Here is a 16503-nt window from a genome sequence, read left to right as displayed (position 1 = left end):
CTCGCTGACCTCCCGTGGCGGCTGATGGCGGATGCCCGTGAGGACGCCGCGCACCTTCTCGCCGCCGCCGCTATCGGACCCGAGCCCTGCGAAGCAGGGGCCAGCGAGGTGGCGAAGGCCCAACCAGCCGGCCGTAAAAGGGGGCGCGGCTGTGTCGTGCCGCCGTTGCAAGGATGCGTCCGGCCGGGCAATTTGCCGCCATGCGTGGGTTCCGCATCCTGCTTGTCCTGCCGCTCGCCGCCTGCGCGCCGGACTACACGGCGGTGCGCGACTGGGCATCGCAGGCGCGCGACGCGACGCTGCCGATCGAGGTGGCGCGCGCGCCACGCCCGCCCGTCGCGCCCGTCCCGGCTACCCCGGTGACGCTGGATGGCCAGGCCGGCGCGGTGCTCGCGCTGCAGGAAGGCGCGGCCGCCTGGCTCGGGATGCTGGCTTTCCTTGCCGATGATGGCTGGCCGCTGCAGCGCGAGAACCCGCTGACCGACCTCGTCGCGAAGGTGCAGCCCTACGATGCCGAGGGCGCGGCGGCCCTGAAGGACCTCGGCGATCTGATGGCCCACGCCGCGCGGCGCGACACGCGGGCGCCGTGGCTCTCGACGGCGGTCGAGCGGAGCAACCCCTCGTTCCAGAAGGTCATCGCGGCGCTGCAGCGCCAGTCGGCGGCGATCGCCGCGGCGGCACCGCCCGCACCGCGAACCGCGCCCCCGCGCAACCTCCCGCCGGCGCAGCGGGCTTTGGCCGAGGAGGTGGCCGCCACGCGCCGGGCCGAAGCCGACCGCCAGCGCATGGCGCAGGACGCCAGGGTCGCTGCCCTGGTCCAGGTGGCGGAAGGACATGCATTCCTCGCCGCACACAAGGACGCGCTGTCGAAGAGCGACACGGCGCGGCTGATCCGCGTGCAGGAGCAGGAACTGCGCCGCCTGGTGCTGCTGGGTGTCGCGGGCTGAACCGCGCGGGCCGCGGCGTCGGCCTTCAGAAGATGATGCCGAGCCCGAAGGAGACGCCGGTGACGTTCCCGTCGCCGTAGAGATAGTTGAGGAGGAACTGGACCCGGGAGACGTCCAGGCCCATCGCGCCGAACTCATAGCGCCCGACGTCGAACTCGATCCCTCCTCCGATCGTGGTGGACCAGGCGAAGCCTGTGGTCTCGCGCTGGGCTCCGAAATAGGACGACGCCGCAGCCGTCGCCACCCAGCGCAGCGGCCGGCGGAACACCTCGATCCCGGTCGGCCAGCGGTACTGGCCCCAGACACCGAAGGTGGACGAGGTCGAGGTGCCGCGCGCCGCCGGCAGCGTGTCCCCGAAGGTCTGCAGCCGAAGCTGGGTGTAGCGCGCCTGGAAGTCGATCTGCCGCGCGGCGCTGTAGTTGAAATAGTTCAGCATCAACGACCCGCCGAGGCCCCAGACATTGGCATGCACGTCGGACAGCACGGACGAATCGCTCCTGTCCCGGCGCCGGGCAAGGAGGTCGGAGGCGAGCGATGTGTCCGAGGCGGCATAGCCGCCGGCGACGTTCAGGATCGGCGTCACGAACAGGCTGTCCGCGAGGTAGAAGTCCCAGCCTACGCCGAGCGTCGTGGTGAAGTTGTTCCACCGCACCGAGGCGTCGCGCGTCGCCTCGCCCAGAAGGACCGTGCGCGGATCGTAGCGCATGTAGGACCCGTAGATCTCGAGCCAGAGCGGGAAGCTGCGGTCCACCTCGAAGCCGAAGCCGAACTGGCTGAGCGTCAGCGTCGGATCGCCTTCATCGGGGCCGAGGGAGCTGCGGTTCACCTGGAGCGCGGTGCCGGATTCCGTGGGAATGGCCCCGTAGCCCATCAATCCCAGCACGCCGCCGTTGCGCGGCTTGAGGGACGCGCGGAGCTGCGCCGACCGATCCGAAAGCGCACTTGGCGTCGCCGCCCCCGCGACAGCTGGAACGGTCTGCGCAGCAAGCGGGTGGGCGAAGACCAGGAGCAGACAGACAGGAAGAATGCCGAGCCGGCGACGCAGGAGAAGGCTAGTGCGCCGCGGGGAAAATCCAGGCCCCCGACCTCCGCCGGTCAGGCTGCGTGCGCCCATGGCGCGTACAGGTTCGGGGACAGCCCGCATCCGGATCGCCGCATACCAGCCCGTGGCATTCCGTGTCGATACCGGTCCCGAAACGGCGGACCTGGCGGATGGGGTGGGATTCGAACCCACGGTGGGCGTGAACCCACGGCGGTTTTCAAGACCGCTGCCTTAAACCACTCGGCCACCCATCCCGCCGGCACGGCATAGCGCGGCCGCCGCACCTGCCGGAAGAGGCAAGCCCCGCTCAGAAGCGGGCGATCGCGCCGACCAGCACGCGGTTCTGGATGCCGTGCCCGATCCCGCCCGCCCCCATCGCCGCCGCCGCGCCGCCATACAGGTCGCGCCGCGTGTAGAGATACTCGATGCCGAGATCGAGCCAGCCGGTATCCACGGTGCCGTCCGCGCGCAGCGTCGAGAAGGGGCTCCAGATCAGGTTGGCGAAGACCTGCTGCAGCTGGTCGTTCAGCGAGGTCGCCGCCGCCGAGCCCGGCGTGAACTGTGCCGCATAGTCCGGGTAATCCAGCTTCGCCCAGGAATAGACGAAGTTGCTGCGCAGCTGCGTTGTCCAGAAGCGGCGATAGGCCGCGGTCAGCCCCCAGGTCGGGATCGCCTCCATGTCGAAGCCGGTCGCGGCGGCGGGCAGGCCGAGATTGGTGATGGCGTCGGAGCCGCCGGAGTTGCCGAACAGGTAGCGGCCGATGCCCTGGCCGACGAAGGCGCCGCCGACCAGCTCGTCCGGGCCGAACCAGCCGCCGATCACTCGCATGGGCATGCGCACATGCCCCGCCACGCCCCAGCCCAGCGTATCCTGCTCGCCCTGCGGCGCGGGGGCGGTGGTGCCGCTCGTGTTGATGGAGAGCTGGCGCAGCATGCCGCGCAGCACGCCTTCCCAGCCATCCTGCCGCCAGGTCAGGCGGGCATGCAGGTCGGGCGCGGTGTTGATCGCGGGGCTGGCGCTACCGTCGGAGTTCTGCGTCGGCGTCACCAGCCCGTTCACCGCGACGTAGTTGGTGTCCGGCGCCTCCAGCGCGACCTGGCCCGTGATGGTGCGGCCGGAGCCCGGATCGGACCACACCCGCGTCAGGCGGAGCTGCGCCTGGCGGATGAAGGACTGGTTCAGGTTGGTGGCGTCGATGATCGTCTCGTACAGCCCCTCGTTCCACAGGCTGTTGGCCTGGCCGATCAGCACGCGCCAGTCGCCATCCGGGAAAGTCAGCTCCGCGAAGGCCTGGCGCAGGCGAAAGACGGCGTTGTTGGAGGTCGGCGGGCCGCCGCCGAAATCGCCCTCCAGCCGCGTCTCCACCCGCCCCCAACCGGTCTCGCTGCGGGTATCGACGCCGAAGCGGCTGAACCGCGCGGTCATGCCGTAGTCGCCGCCCTGCAGCGCGGCCACGCTGCCCTGCAGCGGCGTGAGGGCCGGCGCCGGCGCATCGGTCTGGTTGCGGCTGTCGAAGTCGCGCCAGGAGGTCAGCTTCACGAAGCCATACAGCCGCACCTGCGTCTCGGTGCCCGGTACGCGGAAGGCGATGCCCGGCAGGTCGGAGCGCAGCGCCTCGATCGCGGCCTCGCGTCCCGCCTGGCGCGCAGCCTCCTGCACCGCCTCGGGCGAGGGCGCGGGAGTGGCCGGCACCGTTGCCGTGGACGCAGCCGGTTCGACTGGGCGCGCGCTCCGCGCAGGGCGCGGCGCCGCGGCACTGCGCGCGGCCGGGGCAGGGCGGGGCGTCGGCGTGGTGGTCGGCGCCGCGGCGCGGAGGGGTACGGGCGCCGCCTGGGTCTGGCGCGCCTCCAGCGCCTCCAGCCGGCGCTGCATCGCCTCCAGCTGGCGCCGCAGCTCGGCGATCGTGTCCGCGTCGCTGCCCTGCGCCAGCGCCGGCGTCGCGGCGCAGGCCAGGCACCCGGCGGCGAGCACGGCGGCGATCGCGGCTTGGCGCATGGGCGTCTCCTCGGCAGGCGCGTGCTTGCTGCAATGGCAGGGTGGCGGCAGTCACACGGACGGTAAGGATCCCGTGATCCCCCCGTCACGCGCGGCATGTGCCGTCGCTGTGCGGCCTGTCCCACGGCCCAGCGCCTGCCTCCGCGTTTGCCCTGGCGGGCGCCGCTGTGGCATCCAGCCGCCATGTCCATGACCCGGCGATTCCTGCTGACCGCCACGCTCGCCCTGCCGCCGGCGGCGGCCGGCGCGGCGACGCAGAGCTTCGAGGCCTTCCTGCAGGGCGTGCGCGCGGATGCGCGGCGCGCCGGCGTCTCCGATGCGACGCTGCGGCGGGCGCTGACCGGCCTGCGCCCGAATGAGCGCGTGCTGGAACTCGACCGCCGCCAGCCGGAATTCACCCAGACCTGGGAGCAGTATCGCGACGCCCGCCTGTCCCAGGCGCGCATCGATGGCGGCCGCCGCGCCTTCGCCGACAACCGCGCGACGCTGGAGGCGGTGCAGGCGCGCTACAAGGTCTCGCCGCGCATCGTCGTGGCGATCTGGGGGCTGGAGACGAATTACGGCGGCTTCACCGGCAACATGAACGTGATCCAGAGCCTGGCCACGCTGGCCTGGGATGGCAGGCGCGCCAGCTACTTCCGCAACGAGCTGATCGCCGCGCTGAAGATCCTTGATGCCGGCCACACCACGCCGGACCGCATGCGCGGCTCCTGGGCAGGCGCGATGGGGCATCCGCAGTTCATGCCCTCCAACTTCGACCGGCTCGCCGTGGACATGGATGGCGATGGACGGCGCGACATCTGGGAGAACCGCGCGGACGCGCTGGGCTCGATCGCGAACTACCTCGCCCGGTCCGGCTGGCGGGAGGAGGAGCTGTGGGGCCGGGAGGTGCTGCTGCCGGCCGGCTTCAACCCCGGAGATGCGGGCCGCGACAACCGCCGCCCGCTGCGCGAGTGGATCAGGATGGGGGTGCGGCGGCCCGATGGCGCGGCGATGCCGGCCCTCGACCTGCCCACCGCGATCCTGCTGCCGGGTGGGGCGGGCGGTCAGGCCTTCGCGGTGTATCCCAACTTCAACGTCATCCGGCGCTACAACCCCTCCGACTTCTACGCCCTGGTCGTCGGCCTGCTCTCCGACCGCGTGGGGTGACCCGCATGGCCGGGTCAGGCCGCCCCATCCTGGCGCTGGCGCTGCTGGCCGGCCTCGCCGGTTGCGCCCCGGCGCCCACGCCGCAGCCGCGCTACATGGTTGGCACGCCGTATGAGCTGGGCGGCGTATGGTCCTACCCACGCGAGGATTTCGGCCTGGTGCAGACCGGGCTGGCCAGCGTGATCGCCGACCCCCGCGCGGGGCGCCGCACGGCCAATGGCGAGATCTACGATCCCGCCGCGCTCACCGCCGCACATCGCACGCTGCAGCTTCCGGCCATCCTGCGCGTGACCAACCTGCAGACCGGGCTGGAGACGGAGGTGCGGGTGAACGACCGCGGCCCGCCCGATCCGGGCCGCGTTGTCGGCCTCTCGCGCCGGGCCGCCGAACTGCTCGGGCTGCGCCCGGGGCAGGTGGCGCAGGTGCGGATCGCGGTGGTGACGGAGCCGAGCCGGGCGCTTGCCGCCGGACTGCCCAGCGAGGAGGCGCCGCGCCTGGCCGTCGCCACGGCGCCCGTCGGCGCCGTGCAGCGGGAGGATCTGGCGCCACCGCCGGGCGCGGCCCAGGCGGGCCGGCTGCGCGAAGCGCGGCCGCTGCCGATGCCGGCATCGGCCGGCGCTGTGGAGGGCGCCGCGCCCACGGCGCCACCGGCAAGGCTGCCGGAGCGCGTGAACCGCGTGCCGGCGCAGCCCGGCCGCCTCTATGTGGAGACGGCGACCTTCGGCCGGCGCGACCTGGCGCAGCAGCAGGCCGCGCGCATCGGCGGCTTCGTCGAGGCCATCGGCCCGCGCGGGCGGCAGAGCTTCCGCGTGCGCATCGGCCCGCTCGCCAGCGTGGCGGAGGCCGATCGCGCGCTTGAGCGGACCCGCCGCGCCGGCGTATCGGAAGCACGGATCCTGGTGGAGTGAGCGCGAGTCGTGCCGCGCCGCGCCGCCGGGGCGAACCTTAGGGGTTGGGCGATGCGCCGTCGTGACGTGATGCTGGCTGCCGCGGGCCTTGCCGGCAGCCCCCTGATTGCCACGCCCGCGCTGGCGCAGCAGCGCCGGCCGCAGCGCCAGGCCGCGCCCGCCGCGCCGCCCTCCACGCCGGCGAGCAGCCCGCTCGGGCCGATCGACGTGGTGGCCAGGCAGGTGCTGATGCTGGATTTCGACACCGGCGCGGTGCTGCTCGAGAAGAACCCGGACGAGCGCATGCCGCCGAGTTCCATGTCGAAGCTGATGACCATGTACGTGGTCTTCGACCTGCTGAAGCAGGGGCGCCTCACCATGGACCAGCAGCTTCCGGTCAGCGAGCGCGCCTGGCGGATGGGCGGGTCCAAGATGTTCGTGCAGATCGGCACGCAGATCAGCGTGGAGAACCTGACCCGCGGCGTCATCGTGCAGTCCGGCAACGACGCCTGCATCGTGCTCGCCGAGGGGATCGCCGGCTCCGAGCAGCAATTCGCGGAGCTGATGAACGAGTATGCGCGGCGCATCGGCCTTCGGAACAGCACCTTCCGCAATTCCACGGGCTGGCCCGACCCTGAGCACCGGATGACCGCGCGCGACTTGGCGACGCTGGCACGCCGGATCATCGTGGACTTCCCCGAATACTACCGCATCTACAACGAGCGCAGCTTCCGCTGGAACGACATCACGCAGGAGAACCGGAACCCGGCCCTGGCCCGCGTGCCGGGCGCGGATGGCCTGAAGACCGGTCACACCGAGGAAGCCGGCTATGGCCTGACCGCCAGCGCGCAGCGCGGCGAGCGCCGGCTGATCCTGGTGCTCAACGGCCTGCCCTCCATGCGCGCCCGCGCCGAGGAGAGCGAGCGGCTGCTGGAATGGGGCTTCCGGGAGTTCGACAACGTCGTGATGTTCCGCGCGGCGGAGACGGTGGAGGAGGTGCCGGTCTATCTCGGCGAGCGATCCACCGTGCCGCTGGTGGCCGGGCGCGACCTGATCCTGACCATGCCGCGGCAATGGCGGCGCAGCCTGCAGGCCCGGGTGCGCTACGACGCGCCGGTCACCGCGCCGGTGGCGAAGGGGCAGGAGCTGGGCAAGCTGCTGGTGAGCGGCCAGGGCGTGCCGGAGATGGAGGTGGCCCTGATCGCCGGGGCCGATATCGAGCGGCTCGGCCTGATCTCGCGCATACCAGCCGTGGTCGGGCGCTGGTTCGGCGGCTGAGGTCGCATTACATTGCCGGCATGAGCGACAACCTCGTCCTTGAGCATCTTCGCGCCATCCGGGGCGACGTCGGTGCTCTCCGCCAGGACATGCGCGACGTGAAGGACCGTCTGACCGCCGTGGAGCCTGGCCTCGCCGCCGTCCGCCGGGAACTCGCGCATCTCGCGGAGGCCGATGCGCATATGTCGGCGCGCATGGACCGGCTGACCGATCGCGTGGAGCGCATCGAGCGTCGGCTCGACATAGCCTCTTGAGTTCCGGCCGCTTCATCACCTTCGAAGGCGGGGAAGGCGGCGGGAAGTCCACCCAGGCGCGGCGCTTGGCCGCGCATCTGGCGGGGCAGGGGCTGCCGGTGCTGCTGACGCGCGAGCCCGGCGGCTCCGCGGGCGCGGAGGCGATCCGGCGCGTGCTGCTGGAGGGCCAGGGCTTCGACCCGGTGGCGGAGGCCATGATGATGTTCGCCGCGCGGCGGGAGCATGTGGTGGCCAGCATCCGCCCGGCGCTGCAGGCGGGCCTCTGGGTGGTCTGCGACCGCTTCGCCGATTCCACCCGCGCCTATCAGTGCCATGGCCAGGGTGTGCCGGGAGAGGTCTATGCGAAGCTCGCCGATCTGGCGCTGGAAGGGCTGGCGCCGGACCTGACCCTGATCCTCGACATCCCGCCCGAGGCCGGCATGGCGCGCGCCATGCGGCGCGGCGCCGCGGCGGATCGCTACGAACGCCTCGATGCAGGCTTCCACGCCCGGGTGCGCGCGGGCTTCCTGGCCATCGCCGCGGCGGAACCGCAGCGCTGCGCCGTGCTCGACGCGGCGCGACCGGCCGAGACGGTCTTTGCCGACATCCTCGCCACCGTCGCGGCGCGGCTCGGCCGGGTAGCCTGACGCCGTGGCGCGGGTGCCGAAGCCGGTCGTCTTCGAGGAGGATGAGGACCTTCCGGTCCGCGCCAACCCCGACCTGATCGGCCACGAGCACGCGGCCGCCACGCTGGAGGCGGCGGCGCGATCCGGCCGTCTGCCGCATGCCTGGCTGCTGGCCGGGCCGCCGGGGATCGGCAAGGCGACGCTGGCCTATCGGTTCGCGCGCTGGCTGCTGGCCGGCGGCGCCGGGCGACCGGCCACGCCGGGCGCGCCACCGCTGCATCTCCCGCCGGAAAACGCCGTATTCCGCCGCGTCGCGGCCGGTAGCCATGCCGACATGTTCGTGCTGCGGCCCGAGGCGGGGACCGGCGTGAAGGCGCTGATCAAGATCGACGAGGTGCGCACGGTCATCAACAGGCTGGCGCTGACACCGGGCGAGGGCGGCTGGCGCGTCGTGCTGGTGGATGGCGCGGAGACGATGCGCGGCGAATCCGCCAACGCCCTGCTCAAGACGCTGGAGGAACCGCCGCCGCGGGCCGTGCTGTTGCTGACCACGCCCGCGCCCGACCGGCTGCTGCCGACCATCCGCAGCCGCTGCCGGCGGCTCGATCTCGCGCCGCTCGATCTGGCCGAGACCCAGGCCGTGCTGGCCCGGCAGCGCCCGGAGATGCCCGCTGCGGATCGCGCAAGGCTGGCCGCCATCGCGGAGGGATCGCCCGGCCAGGCGCTGTCGCTGGCCGAGGGCGAGGGGCTGGCGCTGCAGGAACTGGTGGACGCAGTGCTGGCGGGACTCGCCGGCGGCGACCGGCGGCGCTGGCATACCGTGGCCGACCAGGTGGCCGCGAAGCGCGACGGCAGCGCCTTCGTCACCTTCATGGCCCTGCTCAGGCGGGAGATTTCCGGCGCCGTTCGGCGCGCGGCGCGGGGCGATGCCGCGGCGCCCGGGTGGCTCGCGATCCGTCCGCTTGCCGAGTGGTCCACCCTGTGGGATAGCCTCGGCCGCCTCGCCGCCGAGACGGACGTGCTGAGCCTCGACCGCAAGCAGGCCGTATTGACCGCCCTCGGCTGGCTCTCCCCACCGCGGCGCTGAGCCCGGCGGCAGAACCCGGAAGACCCCCGTGCCCCAAAGCCGGCCCTGCTTCATCACGACGCCGATCTACTACGTCAACGACAAGCCCCATATCGGCCACGCCTATACCTCGCTGGCGGCCGATGTGCTGGCGCGCTGGCGCCGGCTGGAGGGCAGGGAGGTCTTCTTCCTCACCGGCACCGACGAGCACGGGCAGAAGGTGGAGAAGGCCGCGCAGGACGCCGGCATGGAGCCTCAGGCCTTTTGCGACCAGGTGAGCCAGCATTTCCGCGACCTGGCCGTGACCATGGGCCTGTCGATCGACGACTTCATCCGCACCACCGAGGACCGCCACAAGCTGGCCTGCGCCGCCCTCTGGGAGAAGCTGGCGGCGAATGGCGAGATCTATCTCGGCCATTACGAGGGCTGGTACGCGGTGCGCGACGAGGCGTTTTACGGGCCGGACGAACTCACCGAGCGGGACGGGGTGAAGTATGCGCCGAGCGGGGCGCCGGTCGCCTGGGTGAAGGAGCCTTCCTACTTCTTCCGCCTGTCCGCCTGGCAGGACCGGCTGCTGGCGCATTACGAGGCCAACCCCGATTTCATCCTGCCCGCGAGCCGGCGCAACGAAGTGATTGCCTTCGTGAAGTCGGGCCTCGGCGACCTCTCGATCAGCCGCACCTCCTTCCGCTGGGGCGTGCCGGTGCCGGGCGACGACGCGCATGTGATGTATGTCTGGCTGGATGCGCTGACAAACTACATCACGGCCGCCGGCTATCCCGCTGATCCTGCGGCATTCGAGAAGTGGTGGCCGGCGGACATCCACTTCGTTGGCAAGGATATCGTGCGTTTCCATGCGATCTACTGGCCGGCCTTCCTGATGGCCGCCGGGATCGCCCCGCCGCAGCGCGTCTTCGCCCATGGCTGGTGGACCAACGAGGGCCAGAAGATCTCGAAATCGCTGGGCAATGTCATCGACCCCGTGGTGCTTGTGGCGGAGTTCGGCCTGGACCCGATCCGCTACTTCCTGCTGCGCGAGGTGCCCTTTGGCCAGGACGGCGATTTCTCCCGCGCCGCGCTGATCGGGCGGAACAATGGCGAGTTGGCAAACGCGCTCGGGAATCTTGCAAACAGAACGCTGTCGCTGATCCAGCGGAACTGCGATGCGAAGCTTCCGCCGCCCGCCGCCCGGACGACGGCGGATGCGGGCCTTGGCGCGCTGGTCGATGCGCTGCCCGCCCAGGTCGGCGCGCATCTCGACCGGCAGGAATTCCACCTGGCGCTGGAAGCCGTGATGGCCGCAGCGCGGGAAGCGAATGGCTACATCACCGTCGAGGCACCCTGGGCACTGAAGAAGACCGACCCCGTGCGGATGGAGGCCGTGCTGCGCCAACTGCACGACGCGCTCCGCGTCTTCGCCACGCTGCTGCAGCCCTTCATGCCCGGCAGCATGGCGAAGCTGCTGGACCAGCTCGGCGTGCCGGAGGAGGCGAGGGGGCTCGAAGCCCTTGCCACGCCGCTCCCTGGCGGCATCGCCCTGCCACCGCCGGCGCCCCTGTTTGCGAAGATCGAGGTGGTCGCCTGACCATGCTGGTGGACAGCCATTGCCACCTCGACCATTTCCAGGGCGAGGAGCAGCAGGCGGTGGTCGCGCGCGCGCGGGCCGCCGGCGTCGGCCTGATGGTCACCATCGGGACCCGGCTGGGTGAGCAGGCCGCAGCCGTGCGGCAGATCGCGGACAGCTATCCGGATGTCTTCGCCACCGTCGGCATCCACCCGCACAATGCCGGCGAGCGCGAACTGCCCACGGTGGACGAGATCCTGCGCGAGGCGGATCATCCGCGCGTGATCGGCATCGGCGAGTCCGGGCTGGACTACTTCTACGACAAGGCGCCTCGGCCGGTGCAGGCGGAGAATTTCCGGCGCCACATCGCCGCCGCCCGCAAGTCGGGCCTGCCGCTGGTGATCCATTCCCGCGACGCCGATGCCGACATGGCCGCCATCCTGGAGGAGGAGATGGGGAAGGGGGCGTTTCCCTTCCTGCTGCACTGCTTCTCCTCGGGCGCCGAGCTGGCGCGGGCCGGCATCCGGCTCGGCGGCCATGTCTCCTTCAGCGGCATTCTGACCTTCCCGAAATCCGGGGAGAACCGGGCGATCGCCGCGGAGATGCCGGCCGACCGCATCCTGGTGGAGACGGACAGCCCCTATCTGGCGCCCGTTCCGCTGCGCGGGAAGCGCTGCGAACCGGCCTATGTCGTGCACACCGCGGCCAGGCTGGCGGAGGTGCGCGGAATGACGCCGAAGGATCTCGCCGAACTCACGACCGCCAATTTTCACCGTCTGTTCCAGAGGTCGGCACGGGCGTGATCCGCGTCACGCTTCTCGGCTGCGGCGGGTCGGGCGGCGTCCCGCTGCTGGGCGGCCCGGATGGGCGAGGCAACTGGGGCGCCTGCGATCCCGACGAGCCGCGCAACCGCCGCAGCCGCAGCGCCATCCTGGTGGAGAATGGCTTCGGCAACCGGCTGCTTGTCGATGCCGGGCCGGATCTGCGCCAGCAGATGCTGGCCAATGGGATCGGCAGGCTGGACGCGGTGGTCTTCACCCACGCCCATGCGGACCATGTCATGGGCCTGGACGAGCTTCGGATCGTCAACCGCATCAAGGGCGGGGCGCTGGACGCCTTCGGCAGCTACCGCACGCTGTCGGAACTGAAGAGCCGCTTCGATTACGCCTTCCACCCGCCACCGGCCCAGGGGTTCTTCAGGCCGTCGCTGGCGCCGCGGCCCGTCGCACCTGGCGAGACCGTCCGCATGGGCGGCATCGAAGCCAAGGTGCTGCGCCAGGACCACAAGGTCATGGAGACGCTGGGCTTCCGGATCGGCAACTTCGCCTATTGCACCGATGTGGCGGCGTTTCCGGAGGACAGCTTCTCGGCGCTGGCCGGTCTCGACACCTGGGTGGTCGGCTGCTTCCAGCGGTCGCCGCACCCGGTGCATGCCCATGTGGCGCTGGTCTGCGACTGGGCCGCCTGGCTTCGGCCGCGCCGGACGGTGCTGACGCATATGGGCACCGACCTCGACTGGGCGTGGCTGCGCGCGAACCTGCCGCCGGGCATCGAGCCCGGCCATGACGGCATGATCCTGGAGATCCCCGAAGCCTGACGCGGCGACGGCGCGCGGCGCCGCCCGCGGATCTCCACCGCCTTATCCCCAGGTCTAGTTTTTCCATAATATATCTTATGCGACAAGTCGGCGTGGGGATAAGCTGCGCGTGCCTTGCCGCGCCGTGCGCGTCGGGCCAGACCTGCGGCGCCCTGCCCGCCTGCGGAGACCGCTCATGCCCGATGATCCCGCCGCCGCCACCTTGCGCCTGCTCGACATCATGGCCCGGCTGCGTGCGCCCGACGGTTGCCCCTGGGACCGCGAGCAGGATTTTTCCACCATCGCGCCCTACACGATCGAGGAGGCCTATGAGGTCGCGGACGCGATCGCCAGGGGGCCCGATTTCGACGCCTTGCAGGACGAGCTCGGCGACCTGCTGTTCCAGGTGGTCTATCACGCCCAGATGGCGGCGGAGGCCGGGCGGTTCGGCTTCGCCGCAGTCGCGGATTCCATCAGCAGCAAGATGATCCGGCGCCACCCTCATGTCTTCGGTGAGGCCGAGATGCGCTCCACCCAGGCCCAGACGGCCGCCTGGGAAGCGCAGAAGGCGCATGAGCGCCGGGGGCGGGCGGAAACCGGCACCCTGGCCGGCATCCCGGCCGGGCTCCCTGCCCTCACCCGCGCCCTGAAGCTGACTCGCCGCGCGGCCCGCGTCGGCTTCGATTGGCCGGACGCGGCGGCCGTGCTCGACAAGCTGGAGGAGGAAGCCGCGGAGCTTCGCGCCGAGTTGCCGGCAGCCGACAAGGCGCGGCAGGCCGACGAGGTCGGGGACCTGCTGTTCGTCCTGGCCAACCTGGCGCGGAAGCTCGACCTGGATCCGGAGACCTGCCTGGCGGCAGCCAATGCCAAGTTCGAGCGCCGCTTCGGCGCCGTGGAGCGGCGCCTCGCCGTGGTGGGCAAGGCGCCGCAGGATGTCGACCTCGCGGAGATGGAGGCCGCCTGGCAGGCGGTGAAGTCGCAGGAGCGGGGCGGCTGACGGCGCCGTTGTAAATCGGATTTACAACGGCCACCGCGACCGGGCGTGTCTGTTGTAGTGCTACTACAATCAGCCCGGCCGCGCGGGACCGCCGAACAATACAAGAACAAAGCTTCGCCTGGGTTGGTCTCAGCCGTCGCGGCGGCGCCCGCGACCCTGCCCGGCGGTGTGGTCGAACCGTACCCAGCCCGGGACCTGGGCCGCCAGGTTGACCTCGCGCCACTTCGGATGCCGCGGCGGGCGGAGGAAGGATTCGAAGTTGGCGTGCAGCGCCTCCACGAAGCGGGCAACCTTCCGGTGCCGCTCGCTGCCGGGCTGCCAGGCATAGACCGCCATCACCGCCCCCACCGCGATGGTCTCGACGGACGCCCCCTGGGGGATCAGCGCGGGGTAGTCGGCGGCGGAGAGGGTCGCCGGCAGATAGGTCTCCATCAGCGCCGGCGTCGCCGGCAGCGGAAGGAAGCGAAGCTCGCTGCCGGGCTGCACCCCTGCGAAGAGCCGGGCGGGCTTGCCGGCGACGAACACGATCGCCGCGATCTCGCCCCGCTGCAGCTTGGTCAGCGCCAGGTCCTGCACGTCGTTGGCGGTGCGCACCTCGATGCCCAGCGCCTCGAAGACCAGCGACGCGGTCATCGCGGTCCCGCTGCCGACCACGTCGACATTGACCACCTGCCCCGCGAGATCCTGCACGGAGTTTATGCCGGGCCGCGCGAGGACGTGGATCTCCTCGTCATAGAGCTTGGCAATGTACTGGATCAGCCCCTCGGCGCCGGGGATCAGCCGGCGGCGGCGGGCGAAGGCCAGGGCGTCCGACTGCACGATGCCGACATCAACCCCGCGCAGCAGGACGATGTCGGAAATGTTCTGCAGCGACCCCTTCCCCAGCATCGCGATCACGCGGAGGTCGTTGCCGTCGTCGAGCACGGCGGAGAGGTCGGCGGCGATGCGGATATAGGTGCCGTCCACGCCGCCGGCGATGACGCCGACCGTGCCGGCATTGGCTTCCGCCGTCCGGCGGCTGAGCGCCTGGGCCATGGCTGGCTGGGCCAGCGCCGGCGCGGCGAGGCCGGAGGCCAGCGCGGAAAGCAGCAGGGAGCGGCGCGCGAGGGCGCCCGGGGGCTGGCGTGTCATCTCTGGGCCTCGAGGGTGGCGATACGGTCCGCTGCCTCCGGCGCGCCGAGCGCGAGGGCTCGGCGGTACCAGGACAGCGCGGCGGCAGGATCGGCCGCCAGGCCGATCACGCCAAGCCGCGCCAGGGCGCGGGGATCGAAGCTCTCGGCCATGGCGAAGGCGGCGGCGGCGCTGCCGTCGGCAGCGACCCGTTCCAGCAGGCGCCGCGCGCCGGATATGTCGCCGATCGCCAGCAGCGCCTCGCCGCGGCGGAGCATGAAATCGCGCTGGTCGAGCGGCATGCGGGGCCCGGGGGGCGGCGCGGCCTGGGCGAATGCCGGGATGCCTGTGCCGGCCCGAGCGTCAGCGGCGGGTGCGCCGCCCTCACCCAACCCTCTCCCCCCCGCGGGTGGAGCGGGCATGAGGCCTGCCGCGGCACCGCTCGATCGATCCGGGATCGGGGCAGGTGACGGACTCTGCTCCGCGATCGCCATCGCCGGCTCGCTTCGGGTGGGGGCGCCCCGGAGGGCCATGGCTTCCGGCAGTGGTTCGACGCGCTCCGCGACCACGACCGGCGGCGCTGCCCAGAACGGCTCGCCCTGGACCGGGTCTGGCTCCGGCAGCGGTTCGACGCGCTCCGCGACAACGACCGGCGGCGCTGCCCAGAACGGCTCGCCCTGCACCGCCTCGGGCTCCGGCAGCGGTTCGACGCGCTCCGCGACAACGACCGGCGGCGCTGCCCAGAACGGCTCGCCCTGCACCGCCTCGGGCTCCGGCAGCGGTTCGACGCGCTCCGCGACCACGACCGGCTGGGCCGTCCAGAACGGCTCGCCCTGCACGGCCTCGGGCTCCGGCAGCGGTTCGACGCGCTCCGCGACGACGACCGGCGGGGCCGCCCAGAACGGCTCGCCCTGCACGGCCTCGGGCTCGGGCAGCGGTTCGGCGCGCTCCGCGACCACGACCGGCGGGGCCGTCCAGAACGGCTCGCCCTGCACGGCCTCGGGCTCGGGCAGCGGTTCGGCGCGCTCCGCGACCACGACCGGCGGGGCCGTCCAGAACGGCTCGCCCTGCACCGCCTCGGGCTCCGGCAGCGGTTCGACGCGCTCCGCGACGACGACCGGCGCGGCCGGCGGCTGCGTGCCCGGCATCGCCTCCGCTTCGGGAAGCGGGGCGACAGGCGCCGCAACGATCACTGGCGGCGCCGGCAACGGCACCGGCTCGGACGGCTCCGTCACGGCTGGCGGCGGCAATGCATCAGCCCCGGCCTGGTTCGGCGCGCCCATCGGTGACATCGGCGCCGCTGACGCGGCGGCCGGGGGCGAGTCGATCGCGGCCACGGCCGGCATCCGCTCGGCGGTGGCGCCACCCAGGGCAGCCTCGATCCGTCGCTCCGCTGGCGGCGCGCTTCCGGCAGGCATGGACGTGCCGCGCGGCAGCAGCAACAGCGCTGCGGCGCCCGCGGCCACGCAGCCCGCCACCAGCGCGGCCGCGCCCGCGCGCCGGCCACCGCTCCGCGCGGGCGCCGCGGCACCGGAGGACGCCGGGACGGAAAGCGCCGGCTCCGCCACCGGCGGCGCGGGCGGCGTCAGGATACGTTCGACCTCGTCCGCCCAGGACCCCTCCCCCTCCAGCGAGAGCGGGTCCTGCCAGACGAAGGCCTCGGCGAGGATGTGCTCCAGCGCCGGCACGTCCACCGCCCGCAGGCGACGGTGAATGACGGGAAGGTGGCCCGGAAACCGGTCGGTGAAGCCGGCTTCGTCCAGCCGGGCGCGGAAATGGCGCAACGCCTCCGGGTGCCAGGCGGGCTCGATTTCCAACAGCGCGACGCCGCCGGTCGGATTGATCAGCAGGATGTGGACGACGTCCGCGCCAAGCGGGCAATTCGCCAGCAGGCGCCAGCCATCCCCCAGCCGCTCGACCGAGAAGCCGGGCGGGCGGGTCGCCTCCTTCGTTGACGCCGCCGCTGGTGCCCGCGGCGGCAATCCGGTGATTTCCGTCAGCGAAATGGCTCCCTGCACCCGGTTCCGTTGCG

15 protein-coding genes and 1 tRNA gene are annotated in these 16503 nt (G+C 72.1%); 11 read left to right on the top strand and 5 right to left on the bottom strand.

The window, feature by feature from the left end; all coding sequences use genetic code 11:
- Positions 1–200 precede the first annotated feature (200 nt).
- Positions 201–947, top strand: a complete 747-nt coding sequence (locus tag E4T13_RS03560) for a hypothetical protein (RefSeq protein WP_137176849.1) — start codon at positions 201–203, stop codon at positions 945–947.
- Between the two features lie 25 nt (positions 948–972).
- Here E4T13_RS03560 and E4T13_RS03555 read toward each other — a convergent pair whose 3' ends face one another.
- The 3 genes from E4T13_RS03555 to E4T13_RS03545 form a co-directional block, all read right to left on the bottom strand.
- Positions 973–1830 (bottom strand): hypothetical protein, encoded by an 858-nt coding sequence (locus tag E4T13_RS03555; RefSeq protein WP_137176848.1) that lies wholly within the window; start codon positions 1828–1830, stop codon positions 973–975.
- A gap of 323 nt (positions 1831–2153) precedes the next feature.
- Positions 2154–2243 (bottom strand) — tRNA-Ser (locus E4T13_RS03550).
- Positions 2244–2296: 53 nt separating this feature from the next.
- Positions 2297–3985: a porin gene (locus E4T13_RS03545; RefSeq protein ID WP_137176847.1), complete on the bottom strand. Its 1689-nt coding sequence runs from the start codon at positions 3983–3985 to the stop codon at positions 2297–2299.
- Positions 3986–4174: 189 nt separating this feature from the next.
- Here E4T13_RS03545 and E4T13_RS03540 point away from each other — a divergent pair, with 189 nt between their 5' ends.
- The 10 genes from E4T13_RS03540 (at position 4175) to mazG (ending at position 13361) form a co-directional block, all read left to right on the top strand.
- Positions 4175–5134, top strand: a complete 960-nt coding sequence (locus tag E4T13_RS03540; protein WP_240790969.1) for a lytic transglycosylase domain-containing protein — start codon at positions 4175–4177, stop codon at positions 5132–5134.
- 5 nt (positions 5135–5139) lie between these two features.
- Positions 5140–6042, top strand: a complete 903-nt coding sequence (locus E4T13_RS03535) for a septal ring lytic transglycosylase RlpA family protein (protein ID WP_137176845.1) — start codon at positions 5140–5142, stop codon at positions 6040–6042.
- Between the two features lie 51 nt (positions 6043–6093).
- Positions 6094–7299: a D-alanyl-D-alanine carboxypeptidase family protein gene (locus tag E4T13_RS03530; protein WP_240790968.1), complete on the top strand. Its 1206-nt coding sequence runs from the start codon at positions 6094–6096 to the stop codon at positions 7297–7299.
- Positions 7300–7319: 20 nt separating this feature from the next.
- Complete coding sequence (locus E4T13_RS03525) at positions 7320–7553, top strand: hypothetical protein (RefSeq protein ID WP_137176844.1); 234 nt, start codon at positions 7320–7322, stop codon at positions 7551–7553.
- Entirely contained in the window at positions 7550–8179 is a 630-nt protein-coding gene (tmk, locus tag E4T13_RS03520; protein ID WP_137176843.1) for a dTMP kinase, read from the top strand. The genes E4T13_RS03525 and tmk overlap by 4 nt, the downstream gene beginning before the upstream one ends.
- A 4-nt stretch (positions 8180–8183) precedes the next feature.
- Positions 8184–9245 (top strand): DNA polymerase III subunit delta', encoded by a 1062-nt coding sequence (locus E4T13_RS03515; protein ID WP_240790967.1) that lies wholly within the window; start codon positions 8184–8186, stop codon positions 9243–9245.
- Positions 9246–9273: 28 nt separating this feature from the next.
- Positions 9274–10809, top strand: coding sequence for a methionine--tRNA ligase (gene metG / locus E4T13_RS03510; RefSeq protein WP_137176842.1), 1536 nt, complete (start codon positions 9274–9276; stop codon positions 10807–10809).
- 2 nt (positions 10810–10811) lie between these two features.
- Entirely contained in the window at positions 10812–11591 is a 780-nt protein-coding gene (locus E4T13_RS03505; protein ID WP_137176841.1) for a TatD family hydrolase, read from the top strand.
- Positions 11591–12385 carry an MBL fold metallo-hydrolase gene (locus E4T13_RS03500; protein WP_137177679.1) on the top strand — a complete coding sequence of 265 codons (795 nt, stop codon included), beginning with the start codon at positions 11591–11593 and terminating at the stop codon, positions 12383–12385. Before E4T13_RS03505 ends, E4T13_RS03500 begins: the two co-directional genes overlap by 1 nt.
- Positions 12386–12560: 175 nt before the next feature.
- Complete coding sequence (gene mazG / locus E4T13_RS03495; RefSeq protein ID WP_137176840.1) at positions 12561–13361, top strand: nucleoside triphosphate pyrophosphohydrolase; 801 nt, start codon at positions 12561–12563, stop codon at positions 13359–13361.
- 129 nt (positions 13362–13490) lie between these two features.
- On the opposite strand, the gene E4T13_RS03490 is transcribed toward mazG, so the two are convergent.
- Together E4T13_RS03490 and E4T13_RS03485 are read right to left on the bottom strand one after the other, a co-directional pair.
- Entirely contained in the window at positions 13491–14492 is a 1002-nt protein-coding gene (locus tag E4T13_RS03490) for a TAXI family TRAP transporter solute-binding subunit (RefSeq protein ID WP_137176839.1), read from the bottom strand.
- A complete protein-coding gene (locus tag E4T13_RS03485) occupies positions 14489–16489 on the bottom strand; it encodes a hypothetical protein (protein ID WP_137176838.1) in 2001 nt (666 codons plus the stop codon). Before E4T13_RS03485 ends, E4T13_RS03490 begins: the two co-directional genes overlap by 4 nt.
- Positions 16490–16503: the final 14 nt, after the last annotated feature.

This window comes from Roseomonas sp. AR75, assembly GCF_005222815.1.
In the GTDB taxonomy this organism is placed as follows: domain Bacteria; phylum Pseudomonadota; class Alphaproteobacteria; order Acetobacterales; family Acetobacteraceae; genus Falsiroseomonas.
This window is presented reverse-complemented; position numbering and strand designations above follow the sequence as displayed.